Source organism: Synechococcus sp. BDU 130192, assembly GCF_963876085.1.
Classification (GTDB): Bacteria; Cyanobacteriota; Cyanobacteriia; order Cyanobacteriales; family MRBY01; genus MRBY01.
Window position 1 is genome coordinate 1 of the sequence record NZ_CAWNNO010000055.1, and the last position, 14,052, is coordinate 14,052.

Sequence of the window (14,052 nt, forward strand, 5' to 3'; positions counted from 1 at the left end):
AATTATGAGGCGATCGCCCCAGGGCAAAAATGAGCGTTGGTGTCCCTCCCAAAAGGCCCCAACCCAACCAACGCCGGAAGCTGTAACCCTTACGCCAAGAGACCAATGCCGCCATCACCCCCATCAAACAATGGAGACTCGCCAAGAGCCAGACCCGGTAATCGAAAAAAAACGCTTGCATAGTGATCGTGGTATAACCTTTAGAAACCATGTTACATTTCGCAAACAATATCAATGACATCAGTTACTGTGCGCCCTAGTGCCACAACTCTTTTAGAAAAGCATCCAAATCTACGGCTCCGGGATATCCTCGATACATTGCCCCGTTCCGTCTACGAAATAAATCCGCTAAAAGCTTGGTCTAGGGTGCTGTTAAGTGTGGCGGCGGTGGTGGGTTGTTATGCCCTCTTGGCGATCGCCCCTTGGTATTTACTTTTACCCGTTTGGTTTTTAACTGGAACTGCCCTAACGGGTTTTTTTGTGATTGGCCATGATTGCGGCCACCGCTCCTTTTCCCGCAAAAATTGGATCAATAATTTAGTCGGTCACCTGGCCTTTTTGCCGCTCATTTATCCTTTCCATAGCTGGCGCATTCTCCATAATCATCACCATCGCTACACCAACAACATGGATGAGGACAATGCCTGGGCTCCCTTTACCCCTGAGCTATACGATGACTCTCCGGCGTTTATCAAAGCTGTTTACCGGGCGATCCGGGGCAAACTCTGGTGGCTTGCTTCGGTGATTCACCAACTAAAATTACACTTTAACTGGTTCCAATTTACCGGGAAGCAACGGGAACAGGTTCGTTTTTCTGCCCTATTTGTGATTATTGCTGGGGCGATCGCCTTTCCGGTGATGTTCTACACCCTCGGCGTTTGGGGCGTCGTGAAATTCTGGCTGATGCCCTGGATTGGCTATCATTTCTGGATGAGCACCTTCACCCTCGTCCACCACACCGTACCGGAAATTCCCTTTAGCTACCGGGACAAATGGAATGAGGCGATCGCCCAACTGTCTGGAACCGTCCATTGCGACTATCCCAAGTGGGTTGAAGTCCTTTGCCACGACATCAATGTCCATGTGCCCCACCACCTTTCTACCGGGATTCCCTCCTACAATCTCCGCAAAGCCTACGCCAGCATCAAGCAAAATTGGGGTGAATATCTCTACGAAACCAAATTTTCTTGGGAGTTGATGAAAGCAATTACTGAGCAATGTCACCTCTACGACGCTGAGCACAATTACATTTCCTTTGCGCAACATCAAAAACGCTAATTTCAGTAAAACAATTTTTTAAAAAACGAAAATATTGCCGACTGAGCTTTTGTTTCGACACCCTAGGTTTTAGGGTGTTTTTTATGTAAAAAAAATCCCCTCTAAAGGAGATTTTGTTGGTTATGCTAAAGAGCCTCCTAACATTCTCTCTGGAGGGAGGTGCCGAAGGTGGCGGGTGAGTCCCTAAGGAAAGGAGGTGCTGAGATTACTCCCGGAAGAAGCGGTGGTACGCTTCCATACCATGTTCACCAATATCGAGACCTTCTAGTTCCTCTTCTTTGCTCACCCGGAGGCCCATACTCAGTTCTAGGACTAACCAGATGGCAAAGCTAAAGCCAGCGGTAAACATACCAACCACGACAACACCAATAAATTGACTGAGCAGTTGGGCAACACCACCCCCAAAGAATAATCCGGCACTAGGGCCAGCATCGGCGGCATACCAAGGGTAAATATCACCCCCCACACTGAATAAGCCCACGGCCAGGGTGCCCCAAATACCACAGACGAGATGTACCGAGAGAGCACCAACGGGGTCATCAAAGCGTAAACCCTCGAAGGTCAGCACCGAAAAAACCACGATCACCCCGGCGATCGCCCCGATCACGATGGCCGAAGGAACATTCACATAGGCACAGGCGGCAGTAATCCCCACCAACCCAGCCAGGACACCGTTAATGATCATCGAAAGGTCTGGTTTCCCAAATTGAATCCAGGAGGTAATGGTCGCGGCGATCGCCCCAGCGGCAGCAGCCATATTGGTCGTAACGATGATGTGGCTAATGGCATCGGGATCAGCGGCCATCGTGGAACCTGGGTTAAACCCAAACCAACCCAACCAGAGGATTAATCCCCCTAAAGTGGCGGTACTCATGTTGTGACCCGGAATGGCATTGATGCGATCGCCAGCAAATTTTTCGAGGCGTGGCCCCAAGAGGATCACCCCCATCAAAGCAGCCCAACCGCCCACCGAATGTACCACCGTTGATCCGGCAAAATCATAGAACCCGAGGGTCGCTAACCAACCGCCCCCCCAAACCCAGTGGCCGGTAATACCATAGGAAAATCCCACTAAGAACAGGCTAAAAATCACGAAAGAAGCAAACTTAATCCGTTCCGCCACGGCCCCAGAAACGATGGTGGCCGCCGTTCCCGCAAAGGCCAATTGGAAGAAAAACTTGGTGTAAAGGGGAATCCCCGCCCAGCTTAGGGACGAAAAAATCCCACTATAGGCCGAATCCGTGAGGGGACTATTATCTGCCCCAGTAAGGAAAAAGCCATTCCAGCCTAAAACGGCATTGCCATCGCCAAACATCAGGGCAAAACCGATCGCCCAAAAAGCAAGGCTCGAAAGGGCAAAGACAATTAGGTTTTTCGCCAAAATATTGACGGTATTTTTCGCCCGACAAAAGCCGCTTTCTAACATTGCAAACCCCGCATTCATAAAGAACACGAGCATCGCCGCGAAAACCACCCAGAGGGTATCTAGGGTAACCTGAACGGCTGGGGGAATTTCACCAACGCTACCCTGGGCGATCGCCACCCCCTGCCAAAGGAGCGGTAACACACAGGCCAAAAGCAATAAGCGGCCCTGGCGGCGAAATGGGTAGCCAAGCCGAGGGGAAGGCCCCCGAAACCACGAATCAAATGAAAAAGTCATAGCAAAATAAAAATGAAGAACCCATAATTATGGTCTATAAGTGTATTGCCGTAATAATCTTGTATTACGTCATTAAAGCCGCGCAAAATGTAGCTTTCGTCACTAAGAAAAAAATTTATACTCCTTAAGATGAACCTTGGACTCAAGGATAATTTTTAATGAGCTGTATCTCCCCAGGGGATGTTGTTACCCACCAAGCCCTCAGCGGCCGTTGAGTCATATCCGTTGCATCACTTGGGTTTCTACCCTGTGGCGATCGCCCCTCCGCACACCCCTATGGATATTCATAAAAACCAATGCTGATGAACATTGCCGATAAAATCGTGATTCTCCATCAAGCGGAGTTGCAGGGGAACATCTGGGAAAAAATCCTCCATTCCCAAGGGCTACAGTCTGTGATCTTGCCCTTCAGCGTTGATCTGCAGGGAGAGCTCCTGGATTTGGCGGCGGCCCAACAATCTTTACCCAACTTGATTTTATTAGAGCAACAACTACCCAGCTTTGATACGGCGAAATTTTGCCAGTGGATGCAAAGCTTTGAGCAACCGATTCCAGTGATTTTAATTGCGGCCCAAACCCGTAAGGTGGCCCCGGCTGATCGAGAAACGGCGATCGCCAATGGAGCAGCGGATCTTTTACCTCAATTTGATCTCAATAGCATTGCGATCAAAGCCGTCAGTGGCCTCAAAACCGTTGCCAAGGTGCTGGGAAATATCAACATCGTCAACAACACCCTCGTCACCTGCATCATGGAACTGAAACGGGAGCTAGAAGCGGGTCAAGAATTTCCCGTTGCTCCCCCTGTCGTGTCTTCAAATACACCTGAACTAAAACCGCCCGCGCCGACCGTTGCCTCACCACCACCGGAAGCCCCTGCCCCGAAAACCCGTAAATATCGAGGCCGCGATTATTAAGCTCCAGAGCGATCAATAAAAACCATGGCATAATAGCTTCGCCTCAGGTTAAGGCTTTGCACCATGGATCAAGTTTGGCGAGATAAATTTTGGGTACGGGATTGGCAACCAGGCGATCGCGCCGATGCGGCCAAGGTCATTGAACAGGTTTTAAAAGAGTACGGTTTACCCTGGGAACCGGAAGGAGCCGACGAGGAATTATTTAATATCGATAAGTATTATTGGCAGCAGGGTGGTGAATTTTGGGTCATCGAGCAGGCCGGAACCATTGTTGGCACCGCCGCCTACTACCCCATTCCCAAAGGCAACAAGGCCGTCGAAATCCGTAAAATGTATCTTCTGCCTGAAGTGCGGGGCCAGGGTTTAGGAAAATATCTCCTGGAGGAACTCGAAAAGGCGATCGCCAACCGGGGCTTTGCAGAAATCTGGATCGAAACTGTCACTGTTCTCAAGGAAGCGGTTCAACTCTATGAAAGCCAAGGCTATCAACCGATTACCGATGTCGAAACCGCCCGCTGTGACCTCGCTTATATTAAATATTTACCGTGAGTTTTTCCCAGAAAAATTACTTGATTTCTCCTGCTGTTAAATAATTTGCTTCTTCTAGGAAGTCTTTGAGGGCTGCGGGGAAAGAATCATAGGTCAACAAGCCTCCTTCACAATTGCCCTGATCGTCAAAATTGCCCCGGCATTCTTCGAGGCCCCAATCACTGGTTCTGTCGTAGCGATTGAGCATTAAATTCCAGCCCGCTTGGGTTTCACCGAGGATGGCCTTTGTCGCCACATAGCCCGCCAGCATCCCATTCACTTCATAGCCTTCTGTTTCTGCATTTTGAATCGCGGCCCACATCGCTTGGAGTCGTTCCCGGTGGAGGGGGTAAAACCGTTCTTCTTGGGAGACATCCTGTAAAGTTAAACCGTCTAGCTGCCAAACTTGCACGGGCGGAAAACTGCCAGCATAGCTGCTGTAGCGATAGAGAAACCGATTATCACTGGTGACATATTCATAAATACCATTGCCATCGGGATCTTCGACGGGAATTGGCCCCCCATCAAAGGCCCCTAAATCGACCACTTCCCAGGTATTGTTGTCGGGATTTTGGGTAAAAATTTGCACCATGGCACAGCAATGGGCACCACCGGAATATTGGGAAAAAATCACCTCTGGGAAGTCATTCTTAGGATCCATCTCCGCGATTTGCACCAGGCTATACATCATAAAGGAACTGTCTTCTGTCCGCCGTAACACTTCTCGCTCATCCACCTGAATAGTCAAGGTCGGAACATAGTTGCTCCAGCCCTCTGGATTGGTTTGTTCGGCATAGCTGAGATTCGCCGTTACTCCCTGGCTGGTAATACTTCCAGAGTGATCGGGGGTTTCGTAATCAAATTCTAGGGTTGCGACCTCGGCCTGGGCACCACTGTTGAAGCCTAGGGGAAAAAGTGCTGTGCTAATAAAAAAAGTGGCGATCGCCTTTTTGATACCCATTGCTATCTCTAAATTCTCAGGAGTTTTCTTTCAAATGGTAGGCAACGCCGTTGGGCCACTGACCCAAAAGTTCAGAAAATGTTGTAGTCTCCCCCAAGCTACAAAATAAAAAAACACCCCCATCTAGGAGGTGCCACAATAAATTCCAAGCCGTCAATACTGTTCGGTAGACCTTAATAAGCGTCCTGGAGTTCGTAAAAATCAGGGGAAACATAGTCTTTCCGCAGCGGCCAGCCGATCCAATCTTCCGGCATCAAAATCCGCTTTAGGTTGGGGTGTCCTTCATAGACAATGCCGTACATGTCATAGCTTTCCCGCTCTTGCCAGTCGGCCCCTTTCCAAATCCAATACACCGAAGGTACCACTGGATTTTCTCTCGGTAGAAATACCTTAACGCGGACTTCTTCCGGGTCAGTTACGTTGTCTCCAACCTTCAGCAAATGGTAAAAACTCACCAATTCTTTGCCTGGCCCCAAATCGTAGGCCCCTTGACATTGGAGATAATTAAACCCAAAGGCATAGAGGGCAGTGCAGAGAGGAATTAGGAGATCAGCATCGACTTTAATAATCTCGATACCAGAGTGATCTCGCTCTAAGGATTCGTGGCTAAAACCGTTTTCTGTCAACAATTGGGAGACAGCACCCGCCTCAACAATGGTGGCTTCTTCGGGGGTGGGGTTTTGATTTTCTTCTGCCATCGCTTAGGCCTCCTCTCTTTGTTTTGCGGTCAGCAGTGCAGGGGGAACAGGCATTCCCATCGCTTCGGTAAGTTCTTTCGGCGGGTTATTCCAGGTATCCATGCCCAGATATTTCCCGGTGAGAATTGGCTCTACCACTTTCATGCTGTGGGCGGTGCTGTAGTAGCGGTGGGTCTGTTCTGTTTTTAAAGACCGTTCTTGAATGGTTTCGTTAGAAACTTTTTTGCGCAATTTGATAATGGCATCAATAATGGCTTCTGGTCTGGGGGGACAACCGGGAATATACAGATCCACCGGAATCAGCTTATCAACGCCCCGGACAGCGGTGGTGGAGTCGCTACTGAACATCCCGCCGGTGATCGTGCAAGCACCCATAGCAATTACATATTTTGGTTCGGGCATTTCTTCATAAAGGCGCACCAAGGCCGGGGCCATTTTCATGGTGACGGTACCAGCGACCAAAATTAGATCTGCCTGACGAGGACTAGAACGGGGCACGAGGCCAAAGCGGTCGAAGTCAAAGCGGGAGCCAAGGAGGGCGGCAAATTCGATAAAACAGCAGGCTGTCCCGTACAGGAGCGGCCACAGACTAGAGAGGCGCGCCCAGTTGTAGAGATCATCAACGGTGGTGAGGATGACATTCTCCGAGAGATCTTGGGTGACCTGCGATCGCCCCATGGGGTTGAGCAGTTTTTCGGTTTGCTGTTGTTCAAAGGATGTCGGATTCATGACCATTCAAGGGCTCCTTTTCTCCAGGCGTACACAAGGGCAATCACGAGGATTGCGATAAAAATGAGGGCTTCAACAAAGGCAAGTAGGCCGAGTTGGTTAAAGGCCACCGCCCATGGGTAAAGGAAAACGGTTTCCACATCGAAGACAACGAACACCAAGGCGAACATATAGTAGCGGATGTTGAATTGAATCCACGCGCCGCCGATGGGTTCCATCCCTGATTCGTAGGTGGTTTTGCGTTCAGGCCCGCCCCCTTTAGGACGCAGTAGTTTCGATGCGGTGAGGGCAAGGATCGGGACTAGGCTACTGACGATGAGAAAGCCTAGGAAATATTCATAGCCGGAGAGGACAAACACTGGTGTTGTAATACCTCGCAGTTTTTTGACTTGGAATTTTTATGTCCTATCCAGTATAAAACCTATCCCGGCGGGATCATAGGTAGATGCTCCTAATCAATGACATAAGTGAGAGTTGAGGATTGGCATACTCTTGCTTGCACTGGCGGCGATCGCCTTTACTGGCTAAGCGGAGCCAAAACCAGCGACCGGACTTCGACAATGCTCAACCCTCATTAATTTGTTAGCCCTCGCTAATTCTTCGTTTTTGGTAATGCGACTCGTTTTGACATTCCGCCAAAACATGAAGACGATCCCAGTCGCTATTCATCAAAGCTAACTTTTTCGCCCGACTCCAACCCTGCACCTGCTTCTCCCGATAAAAAGCATTGGCCACATGATCATAATATTCTGCATAAACCAATTTAACAGGTAAACGTTTCTTCGTATGATTAGCCCCCTGCCCATTTTGATGCTGCCATAAACGCCGCTCCAAATCCTTCGTACTACCCGTATAAAACGATCCGTCGGCACATTCCAAAATATACATGTGGGGCATAGTTGAACTCCTTGTTGTCAAAAGATCGGGCTTCGACAATGCTCAGCCCTCATCCGTCTTAAAAGCTGGTTGAGCGAAGCCGAAACCAGCTATCCCATGACCTACGCGAAACCGAAACCAGCGACAAACCCAACATCGACCTAATACTAGCCAAATTTTCTGCACTCTCTTGGTCAAGCTCCGCGATCGCCTTTAAAGTCTCCTCTGGTTTGCGTAATGGTTCTTCCTCCGGTGCATTGGAATTTTTGCCGACAGATCAAACGATTCCAGATCAACTGGATAAGAGGCAAAAAGACGTCATTCAAAAAGATTTATGGTTTCTTCGGCTATGAAGCAACGTTTTGAGGGAATTTTTCGGCACAATCACAGTAGAGGCATTCGGTAGTAGAGGAGAAAAAAGCCATGGCGAAAAAGAATGATACGGCGGCATTATTGGGAGCCTTGGTGATCACCTTGGGGTTATTGGGCGCTGGTGGCTGGTGGTTTCTCCAACAAAATCAATCTCTCCAGTTGCCGACTTCCCTGGGAGATGTAATTGGCCAGGGGGAAACCGCAAATCGCCTTAGTCGAGGGGAAAGGTTACTGCTCCAAGGCGATCGCCAACCGGACAAAGAACAAGGAATTGCGGCCTATGGAACAGGAGATTTCCCGGAAGCAATTCGGCTCTTTCAAGCTTCTCTCCAGGCGAGCCCCAACGATCCTGAAACTTTAATTTATCTGAATAACGCCAAAATTCGCCAGCAAACTGCCAATCCCCAGGCGATCGCCGTAGTGGTCTCTTTACCAGTGGATACCGATACAAGCGGCGCGAAGGAAATTTTGCGGGGTGTGGCCCAGGCCCAAAAGGAAGCCCTTGATGGGGGTCGCGGATTTTTGGTGGTACTTGCTGATGATGATGGCGATCCGGCGATCGCCGCTGAGGTAGCCCAAGCCCTCGCGGATCAAGCAGACATTTTAGGGGTGGTGGGGCATTTTAGTAGTGATACCAGTTTGGCGGCGGCCCAAATCTATGAAGCCCAAAGCCTGGTGATGATTTCCCCCACGAGTACGGCGGTGTCCCTCTCTACAGCAGGGGATTATATTTTTCGGACAGTACCGAGCGATCGCTTCACAGGGACAGCCCTGGCCAACTATCTTTTAGAACGTCTGAATCAACGGCAGGTAGTGGTGTTTTTTAACAGTGCCAGTGGCTATAGTAATTCCCTCAAGGACAGCCTCACCACAGAACTCTTTACCCGTGGTGGCACCGTGGTGGCCGAGGTGGATGTGAGCCCTGGGGGATTTAATGGTGCCCAAGCTCTCACGGACGCGAAAAATAAAGGGGCAACGGCGATCGCCCTCGTCACCGATACCCCGACCCTCAACCAAGCGCTCCAGATCATCCAGGTGAATGAAAATCAGTTGCCTATTGTCGCTGGGGATAGCCTCTATAAGCCAGAAACCCTACAAATTGGTGGGCGCGATGCCGTGGATATGGTGGTGGCGATTCCTTGGCACATTTTGAACCATACCAATGGCACCTTTCCCCAGGTGTCCCGCGCTCTGTGGGGGGGTGATGTGAACTGGCGCACAGCCCTGAGTTACGATGCAGCGATCGCCCTCATGACTGGGATTCAACAAAGCCCCACACCCGATCGTCAAGGTTTGCAACAAATTCTCGCTAGTCCAAATTTTTCCGCAGCGGGGGCGGCCCAAACGATTCAATTTTTGCCGTCGGGCGATCGCAACCAGGCCCTAGAAATGGTCACCGTCCAACCAGGGGAACGGTCGGGCTTTGGCTATGATTTTGTGCCAGTGCCTTAGGAAATACTGATCTGGGCTTGGCTTGCTGGGGACTTAACAATCCGACCAATGATCGCGCTTTGGGGATGACCTCCACTTTGTAATGTTTTTAGGCAAGTGTGGGCATTTTCTGGGGCGATCGCCGCCAAGAGTCCGCCGGAGGTTTGGGGGTCAAAAAGTAGTTCATAGTCTGGTCGTTGCCGTTGGGCTGGGGTGACTTGAATAAACTGTTCGGCGGTGTGGTTTTGGGGTGCGAGGGAACTGGTTAAACCCCGTTGCAGAGTCTCCCTGGCCCCCTCCAAAATAGGCAATTGATCAAGGTAGATTTCAGCCCCTAAACCGCTGGGTTGCAACATTTCCAGAAGATGGCCTGCTAGTCCAAACCCGGTTACATCGGTACAGGCCGTGGCCCCATGGTTTCGTAAAATCTCCGCCGCTGTTTTATTGGATTGCACCATGGCGGCGATCGCCCCATCGATCCAATGTCCTTTTGTTTTTCTTTGCATTTCTGCGGCGAAAAGAGTGCCTGTCCCAAGCGATTTCGTCAAAATTAATACTTGACCTCGCTTTAGCTCAGTTTTGCGCCAAATTGCGTCTTTTTGCAACAAACCATTGCAGGTCAAGCCCAGCCCCAGTTGATCCGCTTCGTTAGTATGGCCGCCAATTAAAGCAATGTTGTCCCGATTTAAAATTTCGACAACCCCTGCAAGCAATTGTTGCAACATTCCCTGTTGTACCCTCGCTTTGCCATGGGGCAATGTAGCGAGTACAAGAACACTGTGGGGAGTTGCACCCATACTGTAAAGATCGCTCAGGCAATGATGGGTGACAATTTGGCCGAGTAGAAAGGGATCATTGATTAAGCTCGGAAAATAATCAATGGTTTGGACGAGGAGTTGATCCCTCGGAATTTGAATAATCGCCGCATCATCGGGCTGATCTAGACCGACGATCACATCAGCATGGGTGGGTAAGTTTAAGCCCTTTAAGCTGCTCGCTAAGATATCTTTGCCGACCTTAGCACCGCAACCAGCACAATACATTTTAGGTTGTTCTTGGGCTGGAAATTCGCTTGTCCGGGACATCTGAGGCAAGTCGGCAAATTGCGCCATAAATTTGCGATCAATGTGATCTTTCCAGCGCCACAACAGAGGCGATCGCCAACTCAATTTTCCCCAGGTTGCAAAGGCCTGTTTGTCCCCCGTGCCAATGAGCGCAAGATAACGTTTTTGGGGATGGTAGGCTTCTAATGTTTCGCCCAGGATAACCCGCTGTAAATTCCGTAGTAACGGTTTCCCTTGGCGCACCGCAAAAACCCCCGCTTTGGGTCGCGGTTCGTCGCGCATGGTGGCAATATCACCAGCGGCAAACACAAAAGGATGGGAAGGCGATCGCAGGGTTTGATCCACCATTACAAAACCTCGGTTATCAGTTTGGAGACCGCTTGCTCTGAGCCAAGAAGGGGCCGCTGCCTGGGTCACCCAAATCACTTTGCCCGTCAGCACCAAGCCCGACTGACACCGTACCCCTGTGGGTGTCACCTCAACAACCGTTTCCTGGAGATGAACTTGGACATTCCGCCGTTCCAACAGCTTTTTTGCTTGGCGACTGACCCCAGGATTTTGGTTGGTGCCCATGAGTTGCTGGCCCCGGTGGACGAGGTGCAACTCTAATAATTCGGGAGAAGCTAAACGTTGGCTGAGGGCATGGTGAATATTGAAGGCGAGTTCTGTGCCCCCAGCCCCGCCCCCGACAATGATGATCCGTTGGGGTTGATCGGGCGCTTGGTTTGCCGTGTCGAGAATTCGTTGCCAAGCGTCAAGAAATTGGGGGACAGGTTTCGCGGCGATCGCATAGGCTTTTACCCCAGGGATCGTTTCTGTTGCCGGGGTACTGCCAATATCCAGGGAAAGGTAATCAAAGCGTACTGGCGGCCGATTGGTGCAATGGACAACTTTTTGGTCAAGATCAAGGCCAATCACTTGATCTTTTAAAAAGTCTGCCTGGGCGAAGTGGGCCAGGCGCCGTAGATCGATGTGGGTTTCTTCGTAGCCATAAAAACCCGCCACATAGCCCGGCAACATCCCAGAATAGGGCGTATAGGTGACATTACTGATCAAGGTTAACCGCGCCTTGGCTCGCGGCTGCATGCCCCACATTTTTAAGGCGATCGCATGGCTATGACCCCCCCCAACAAAAACAAGATCACTCATTTTCTTAAATCCCAGGCCCCGGAAACGATGAAAAAGCTGCTGCTTGCTACCCTACCGCAAGCCAAGGTCAGAACGCTTAAAATCAATAAAAATCACCGCCATTGACCCCCATGACAACTTCTTCTCGTTTTTCTGCTGCCGAACGCATTGCTTCTTTAAAAACGGCGATCGCCGGTGGTGTGACTGCTGGATTACTGAGCTTCGGACTTTTGCTACTCCATCGTTTGGTTGGTTCTGAAGGGTTGCCCTTAAATTTTGGGGGCGGCCTTGGCACCCTCACCTTGCTGGTTAATCTGGGTACTTCCGCCCTATCCGGTGCCCTGTTTGCCCTGACTTACCGCTATGCGGTGCGCACCGATGATAATCCCCAATTGAATGCTGGGGTGATTGCGGCGTTTGCCCTGGTGCGGGGGGTAGCGCTGGTGGATGCGGGATCGGCGATCGCCCAAAAGGGTTGGCCCTTTATGGCGGCCTGTGGCGAAAATTTTGTGGTCTTTGGTTTGACGGCTTTGGCGTTGAATTTCGGGAGGCAACAGGGCTGGCTTACACCATTTAAATAAACTTTTAGAATTCGGTAGCTCGGTAAAATAAGACCGTTCTTTCCCATTGTTTGCCTGTGTTAATTTCTGGCGATCACCCGTCCCGTCTTTGTCCCTGCGGTAGTCAAAAGCCTTTGGCCCAATGTTGTGCCCCTTATCTTCAAGGTCAACTGGCTGCCCCCACCGCCGAAGCCCTGATGCGATCGCGCTACACCGCCTACTGTTTTCGGGATGTGGATTACCTACTGAAAACCGAGTACCCCAGCCGCCACACCCCCGATAGTCGCCAATTGATTACAGCAACGGCGAATAGCGTTTCTTGGTTGAGCTTAACTGTTCTCGCGACGGCAGCGGGCCAACCCCAGGACGAAACGGGCATGGTAGAATTTGTCGCCGTGTACCAGGAAGGAAAAATCATGGGACAACTCCACGAGCGATCGCAATTCATTAAAGAACAAGGTCGCTGGTTTTACCTCGAAGGGGATATCTTGCCACCCCTACAACCGAAAAAGAATGAACCCTGCTGGTGTAACAGTGGCAAAAAATTCAAACAATGCCACGGCAAAAAACGTTAGATCGGCAAGCTTAATTGAGGATCTTGCAACTGTTCAATAATTTTGAGGTGGGCTTTTGAGAAAGGATAATCCTTGAGGCTTTGGAGCGAGACCCAGCCTGCCCCCGATAAATTTACCCGATAAATTTGGGGCTCTACTTCAATTTTGAAATGGGTATAGGCATGGAAAACCGTGTTTAAACTGCGTTCGTATTGCGCCCCCGGAAATAAATCCGTGAGTAAGGGCTGAATATTGCCTTCCTGGTTCGGAAATTCCCACAAGCCCCCCAAAAGTCCGTCCTGGGGCCGCTGTTGAATAAAAACTTGATTCTCCAGATTAAAGGCGATCGCCGCTACTATTTTTTTCGTGGGAATTTGTTTTTTCGGGGCCTTGCGAGGGAAATCCGTCGGTTGATGCTTGAGATAGGCAGTGCAATGATTTTGCCAAGGACAGCGGGGACAATTTGGTTGTTTCACCGTGCAGAGGGTCGCCCCCAAATCCATCAAGGCTTGGTTAAAATCCCTGGGATTTTCTGGATCGAGCAAGGTCTCTGAAACATCCCATAGTTCATCCAACGCTTTAGCAGGCGGCACCTCTAGGGCGATGAGCCGCGCCAAAACCCGTTTCACATTGCCATCGAGGATTGCAAGGGGTAAATTGCGAGCCGAACTAAGAATGCCTCCAGCCGTCGTCCGCCCGATTCCCTTGAGGCACAGAATCTTGTCTAAATCTTCAGGAAACTGCCCTGCAAAATCCGTCACCACCTGTTGCGCGGCCTGGTGGAGATTCCGCGCCCGGGCATAATATCCCAACCCTTCCCAATGCTTTAAAACAGCCTGTAAATCCGCTGCGGCTAAGGCTTCCACCGTCGGGAACTGTACTAACCACCGTTCGTAATAGGGAATCACCGTTTTTACCTGGGTTTGCTGGAGCATGATTTCTGAAATCCAGACCCGATAAATATCCGGTTCGTTGCGCCAGGGTAATGTACGGCCCGCCTGTTGGTACCAATCCAAAAGCGATCGCCGCATTTCCGCTAAGATTTCTGCTGTCCACAGGGCTACCATGGTCAAAAAAATTCTCCCTTAATGCAAAAAGAGCCCCAGCCAAAACTGAAGCTCTCTTTACGTTTAGTACCCCCAAGGGAATTCGAATCCCTGTCGCCTCCGTGAAAGGGAGGTGTCCTAGGCCACTAGACGATGGGGGCTTGCGGACTGAGCAGAAGCGTTTTTGTTTGTTTCGCTTGCGACTCACAGTTATACAATCTAACTGAAGAATTTTGAGATGTCAACCCTTTTG

Annotated in this window: 15 protein-coding genes and 1 tRNA gene; 6 read left to right on the top strand and 10 right to left on the bottom strand. The window is 50.3% G+C overall.

The window, feature by feature from the left end:
* Positions 1-181, bottom strand: a 181-nt coding sequence (locus AACT35_RS11330) for a hypothetical protein (RefSeq protein ID WP_099239798.1), incomplete at its 3' end; no start/stop codon positions are given.
* A 53-nt stretch (positions 182-234) separates the two neighbouring features.
* Between AACT35_RS11330 and AACT35_RS11335 the strand changes: the two genes are divergently transcribed.
* Positions 235-1,278 (top strand): fatty acid desaturase, encoded by a 1,044-nt coding sequence (locus AACT35_RS11335; protein ID WP_099239504.1) that lies wholly within the window; start codon positions 235-237, stop codon positions 1,276-1,278.
* Positions 1,279-1,483: 205 nt separating this feature from the next.
* On the opposite strand, the gene AACT35_RS11340 is transcribed toward AACT35_RS11335, so the two are convergent.
* Positions 1,484-2,938, bottom strand: a complete 1,455-nt coding sequence (locus tag AACT35_RS11340; protein WP_099239506.1) for an ammonium transporter — start codon at positions 2,936-2,938, stop codon at positions 1,484-1,486.
* A gap of 296 nt (positions 2,939-3,234) precedes the next feature.
* On the opposite strand from AACT35_RS11340, the gene AACT35_RS11345 reads away from it, so the two are divergent.
* Together AACT35_RS11345 and AACT35_RS11350 are read left to right on the top strand one after the other, a co-directional pair.
* Positions 3,235-3,852, top strand: a complete 618-nt coding sequence (locus AACT35_RS11345) for a response regulator (RefSeq protein WP_099239508.1) — start codon at positions 3,235-3,237, stop codon at positions 3,850-3,852.
* Between the two features lie 63 nt (positions 3,853-3,915).
* Positions 3,916-4,401 carry a GNAT family N-acetyltransferase gene (locus tag AACT35_RS11350; RefSeq protein WP_065711469.1) on the top strand — a complete coding sequence of 162 codons (486 nt, stop codon included), beginning with the start codon at positions 3,916-3,918 and terminating at the stop codon, positions 4,399-4,401.
* 16 nt (positions 4,402-4,417) lie between these two features.
* Here the strand turns inward: AACT35_RS11350 and AACT35_RS11355 are convergent, their stop codons facing one another.
* The 5 genes from AACT35_RS11355 to AACT35_RS11375 all read right to left on the bottom strand — a co-directional run bounded on the left by AACT35_RS11355 (position 4,418) and on the right by AACT35_RS11375 (position 7,665).
* Complete coding sequence (locus AACT35_RS11355; protein WP_099239510.1) at positions 4,418-5,341, bottom strand: hypothetical protein; 924 nt, start codon at positions 5,339-5,341, stop codon at positions 4,418-4,420.
* A 173-nt stretch (positions 5,342-5,514) separates the two neighbouring features.
* A complete protein-coding gene (locus AACT35_RS11360; RefSeq protein WP_099239512.1) occupies positions 5,515-6,039 on the bottom strand; it encodes an NAD(P)H-quinone oxidoreductase subunit J in 525 nt (174 codons plus the stop codon).
* A gap of 3 nt (positions 6,040-6,042) precedes the next feature.
* Entirely contained in the window at positions 6,043-6,717 is a 675-nt protein-coding gene (locus AACT35_RS11365) for an NADH dehydrogenase subunit K (RefSeq protein ID WP_369802362.1), read from the bottom strand.
* A gap of 47 nt (positions 6,718-6,764) precedes the next feature.
* Positions 6,765-7,127 (bottom strand): photosynthetic/respiratory NAD(P)H-quinone oxidoreductase subunit C, encoded by a 363-nt coding sequence (ndhC, locus tag AACT35_RS11370; RefSeq protein ID WP_012308340.1) that lies wholly within the window; start codon positions 7,125-7,127, stop codon positions 6,765-6,767.
* 223 nt (positions 7,128-7,350) lie between these two features.
* Entirely contained in the window at positions 7,351-7,665 is a 315-nt protein-coding gene (locus AACT35_RS11375) for a GIY-YIG nuclease family protein (protein WP_012308339.1), read from the bottom strand.
* 402 nt (positions 7,666-8,067) lie between these two features.
* On the opposite strand from AACT35_RS11375, the gene AACT35_RS11380 reads away from it, so the two are divergent.
* Complete coding sequence (locus AACT35_RS11380; protein ID WP_099239514.1) at positions 8,068-9,468, top strand: ABC transporter substrate-binding protein; 1,401 nt, start codon at positions 8,068-8,070, stop codon at positions 9,466-9,468.
* Here AACT35_RS11380 and selD read toward each other — a convergent pair.
* On the bottom strand, positions 9,465-11,660 hold the full coding sequence (gene selD / locus AACT35_RS11385) for a selenide, water dikinase SelD (RefSeq protein ID WP_099239516.1): 2,196 nt from the start codon (positions 11,658-11,660) through the stop codon (positions 9,465-9,467). The two genes, AACT35_RS11380 and selD, sit on opposite strands and share 4 nt — an antisense overlap.
* Positions 11,661-11,770: 110 nt before the next feature.
* Between selD and AACT35_RS11390 the strand changes: the two genes are divergently transcribed.
* Together AACT35_RS11390 and AACT35_RS11395 are read left to right on the top strand one after the other, a co-directional pair.
* Positions 11,771-12,220, top strand: coding sequence for a hypothetical protein (locus AACT35_RS11390; protein ID WP_254048023.1), 450 nt, complete (start codon positions 11,771-11,773; stop codon positions 12,218-12,220).
* Between the two features lie 56 nt (positions 12,221-12,276).
* Positions 12,277-12,774, top strand: a complete 498-nt coding sequence (locus tag AACT35_RS11395) for a YchJ family protein (RefSeq protein ID WP_254048024.1) — start codon at positions 12,277-12,279, stop codon at positions 12,772-12,774.
* Here AACT35_RS11395 and mutY read toward each other — a convergent pair.
* Together mutY and AACT35_RS11405 are read right to left on the bottom strand one after the other, a co-directional pair.
* A complete protein-coding gene (gene mutY, locus AACT35_RS11400) occupies positions 12,771-13,820 on the bottom strand; it encodes an A/G-specific adenine glycosylase (protein WP_099239522.1) in 1,050 nt (349 codons plus the stop codon). The two genes, AACT35_RS11395 and mutY, sit on opposite strands and share 4 nt — an antisense overlap.
* 67 nt (positions 13,821-13,887) lie before the next feature.
* A tRNA-Glu gene (locus AACT35_RS11405) sits at positions 13,888-13,960 on the bottom strand.
* Between the last annotated feature and the right edge of the window lie 92 nt (positions 13,961-14,052).

Bases quoted from the DNA above. Each gene is read 5' to 3' on its own strand.
- AACT35_RS11335 (WP_099239504.1), top strand. From the start codon at position 235: ATGACATCAGTTACTGTGCGCCCTAGTGCCACAACTCTTTTAGAAAAG.
- AACT35_RS11340 (WP_099239506.1), bottom strand. From the start codon at position 2,938: ATGACTTTTTCATTTGATTCGTGGTTTCGGGGGCCTTCCCCTCGGCTT.
- AACT35_RS11345 (WP_099239508.1), top strand. From the start codon at position 3,235: ATGCTGATGAACATTGCCGATAAAATCGTGATTCTCCATCAAGCGGAG.
- AACT35_RS11350 (WP_065711469.1), top strand. From the start codon at position 3,916: ATGGATCAAGTTTGGCGAGATAAATTTTGGGTACGGGATTGGCAACCA.
- AACT35_RS11355 (WP_099239510.1), bottom strand. From the start codon at position 5,341: ATGGGTATCAAAAAGGCGATCGCCACTTTTTTTATTAGCACAGCACTT.
- AACT35_RS11360 (WP_099239512.1), bottom strand. From the start codon at position 6,039: ATGGCAGAAGAAAATCAAAACCCCACCCCCGAAGAAGCCACCATTGTT.
- AACT35_RS11365 (WP_369802362.1), bottom strand. From the start codon at position 6,717: ATGGGGCGATCGCAGGTCACCCAAGATCTCTCGGAGAATGTCATCCTC.
- AACT35_RS11375 (WP_012308339.1), bottom strand. From the start codon at position 7,665: ATGCCCCACATGTATATTTTGGAATGTGCCGACGGATCGTTTTATACG.
- AACT35_RS11380 (WP_099239514.1), top strand. From the start codon at position 8,068: ATGGCGAAAAAGAATGATACGGCGGCATTATTGGGAGCCTTGGTGATC.
- selD (WP_099239516.1), bottom strand. From the start codon at position 11,660: ATGAGTGATCTTGTTTTTGTTGGGGGGGGTCATAGCCATGCGATCGCC.
- AACT35_RS11390 (WP_254048023.1), top strand. From the start codon at position 11,771: ATGACAACTTCTTCTCGTTTTTCTGCTGCCGAACGCATTGCTTCTTTA.
- mutY (WP_099239522.1), bottom strand. From the start codon at position 13,820: ATGGTAGCCCTGTGGACAGCAGAAATCTTAGCGGAAATGCGGCGATCG.